Genomic DNA, 3,144 nt, shown 5'->3' on the forward strand with positions numbered 1-3,144 from the left:
AGTGTCGTGCATACGCAGAGCATACCCGGCCAGCATCTGCAGGACCTTTTCCATATCTATCTTTCCATCGGGCAGGGCTTTGCGGTACTGTTTCAACTCAACAAAATCATCTACAGATTCACAGAGATAGGCGCTTCCAGAGACAAACCCCCACCGTCTCACCTCCACCGCCCCCAGTGGCATGGGGGTGCCCAGGCCGTGCTTCAGCAGGTGGCAGGCGGCCAGGTAGGATTTTATGGCCTTGGATTTTTTCAGGGGACTGGCCAGATAATTCTGAATTCCGCGCCACCTGAACTGCTTGATTACCTGCCTGGGCCAGGGAAAATTATCGTCTGTAAGGAGGCTGGTCTGGACAATGAGGTTTGGATGTTCCTTGATCACCTGCGATTGTCCCGGCAAATCCAGGTCCGGCTCTTCAGCCAGCTTTTTCAGTATCGGAACCAGATCCGGGTGCCCCATTGCGTACAGGTTTTTCTCCCTGAGAATCTCAGGCCTGTATGGCAGGGCTGAAAACAGGGACTCATCAACTTTCATCCAGCACCAGGTCCACTTCCAGACGCTCAAGGCTGACGCTTTGCAGCACCACCTGCACCTTCTGGCCCAGGTAAAACCTTTTACCGGTGCGCCTACCCAGAAGATCCTGTTTTTCCTGCCTGAAGACGTAGTAATCATCGCTTAAAGAAGACAGCCTGACCATGCCCTCGGCCATGATGTCTGTAAGCTCCACCCAGAAGCCGAAATCGGTAATAGAGGCCACAATGCCGCTGAAGCTCTGCCCGGTCTTATCCTTTAGAGATATTATGGTGGCCCGCTTGAGGATTTCGCGCTCTGCATCCACGGCCTTTCTTTCCAGGGAGCTTAAGGATTCGCCTGTTTTCTTGAGGCTTTTCATCCTGGCCTTGAACTGCACATCCATGCCCAGTTCGCGCTTCAGGGCCCTGTGCACCACCAGGTCGGCATAGCGCCTGATGGGCGAGGTAAAATGGCAGTAACACCTGGAAGCCAGGCCGAAGTGACCTTCATTCACCGGGGAGTATTTGGCCTGCATCATGGATCTCAATACCAGGCGGTTCACCAGAAAATCCAGGTCGCTGTCTTTGGCTATCTCCAGCAGGGTCTGCAGGCTCTTGGGCTCGCGCTCTTTGGGCAGTCTTGGCCCAAGCTCCGTGGTGGCCAGAAGCTTAAACAGGGCGTCAAGTTTGTCTCTGTCCGCCGGGGGATGGATGCGGTACAGAAATAAAGCCTCTTTTTCCTCCAGAAACTCGGCCACTGCCTCGTTGGCCGCCAGCATGCACTCCTCGATTATCTGGTGAGCAAAATTTCTGCTCTTGGCGATTATTTCCAGGGTGCCCTCGCGCAGGTTCTGCAGAACCTCTGGCTCAGGCAGGTCGAACTCGATGCTGCCCCTTTTCTCCCGCCTGGCCAGCAGCTTTCTGGCCAGCTCATCAGCGGTTTCCAGGCCGGAAAGCACTGGGGCAATCTCCTCCCGGACCTTTTTGTCCTCTAAGTACAGGGCACTGTTTACCTGGGAATAGGTAAGCCTGTGGTGACTCTTTATCACCGCAGGGTAAAAGCTGGCCTTTTCCCGCACGCCTTGGCTGGAAAAATGCATCTGGGCGGTCATGACCAGGCGGGGCACGCCCGGGTTGAGGCTGCACAGGCCGTTGGAAAGATTTTCCGGAAACATGGGCTCCACGGACAGGGGAAAATAGTAGGAATTGCCCCGGTCCAGGGCCTCAACATCCATTCTGGAGCCGGGCTGTACGTAGTGTGACACGTCGGCGATGGCCACATAAAGTACGTAGCCGTCCCCTTTTTTTTCCACCAGCACGGCATCGTCAAAATCCTTGGCCTGGGCCCCGTCTATGGTCACAAAGGGCAGGTCTGTCAGATCCTTTCTTTTCTGCATGTCCTCAGGGGCTGGCTCTGAAGGAAGAGAGGCGGCCTCTTTAAGCACACCTTTGGGAAACTTGACCGGCACCTGGTGATTTTCCTTGACCACCTGCTCCTGTACAGCCAGGTCGTCTTCGGGTCCAAGCACATTTTGAATGTCGGCGGACCACAGCCTGGACTCCATCTGCTCCCCGGGCTCCACCAGGACCATGACCCCGGGGCCAAGCTCGCCCCCTTCATCTTCCAGGATAAAGGAAAAATCCAGCTTGGGATCAGCCGGCCTGGCCAGGTACATGCCCGCCTTCATCTTCTTTATCACCTTGGCCGGAAGCTGCTTGATGCCGCGCTCCACAATGCGCACCACCCGGCCCTCCTGGTTTTTGCCCCTGCCCCCGGGCAGAACAGAAACCAGCACCGTGTCCCCGTGCCAGGCCTCCCCGAAATTTTTGGGATGGATAAAAATATCCCTGCGCCGCTGGTCAAAGGGTACGGCAAAGCCCACTCCGGAGCGCTGCACTTCCAGCACGGCCTTGACCACGGGCAACTCATCCACAAGACAGTAAGTTTTCCTGGCCTTGAAGATACGCCCCTCTTTCTGCAGGTTGCGCAGAATATCCTTGAGCCTGCTGACCTCTTTTTTGTCCACCCCCAGGCCGTCGCGAATCTCGCGAATGCTCAGAGGCTTATTCATCGCCTTGAAGTGCTTGAGCACTTTTTTCTGATCCAGTTTCTTACTCATATGTTCCCTAAAAAATAACTATTAAGCACCTGCGGGAGAAAAGCCAGGGTCCGGAGGTTCGGCAAACTGGGTCCCGCACTTACTTTTTCTATGTCTGACCAATTATCAAATCAAGACTTGCCAAAAAGTAAGTGCGGGATCTGAGCGACATAGGAAGCGTTAATCAAAACCGTAAAACACCGAACCTGATTCAAAGTATGTTAGAGGAAATATCCTGGTTATCAAACCCGTGTATAGGTTTTGATTTACGCTTCCTTGGAGCGAGTTTTTACGTTTTGTTTGCCGAATTTCCGGACCACTGGAACTCATATCATTAAGGTGAACAGTTACCCTAAAAATTCAGGCCGTGCCTGTATTGATCCCCGCAGCAGGCATGCCTGACAACATCCAGAAGAGTTTCCTCCCCGTTTTCCGAAAACAATAACCCCGTCTGCAAAATCCAGAAATTCAGGCCGGCCTGAGGCCTTAGTTTAACAGCATCCTTGGCGGTGCACAATACGTCCTGCACCCCC

General features: G+C 54.0%; 3 protein-coding genes. All 3 read right to left on the reverse strand.

Annotation, left to right across the window (positions count from 1 at the left end):
• Positions 1-534, reverse strand: a 534-nt coding sequence (locus D5S03_RS01490) for a hypothetical protein (protein ID WP_287042472.1), incomplete at its 3' end; no start/stop codon positions are given.
• Positions 524-2,632, reverse strand: a complete 2,109-nt coding sequence (rnr, locus tag D5S03_RS01495; RefSeq protein WP_287042473.1) for a ribonuclease R — start codon at positions 2,630-2,632, stop codon at positions 524-526. The genes rnr and D5S03_RS01490, both read right to left, overlap by 11 nt.
• 331 nt (positions 2,633-2,963) lie before the next feature.
• Positions 2,964-3,144 (reverse strand): hypothetical protein (locus tag D5S03_RS01500; protein WP_287042474.1); only part of this gene is annotated, 181 nt, incomplete at its 5' end.

It is taken from the genome of Desulfonatronospira sp. MSAO_Bac3 (assembly GCF_003838035.1).
Taxonomy (GTDB): domain Bacteria; phylum Desulfobacterota; class Desulfovibrionia; order Desulfovibrionales; family Desulfonatronovibrionaceae; genus Desulfonatronospira; species Desulfonatronospira thiodismutans.

Bases quoted from the DNA above. Each gene is read 5' to 3' on its own strand.
- rnr (WP_287042473.1), bottom strand. From the start codon at position 2,632: ATGAGTAAGAAACTGGATCAGAAAAAAGTGCTCAAGCACTTCAAGGCG.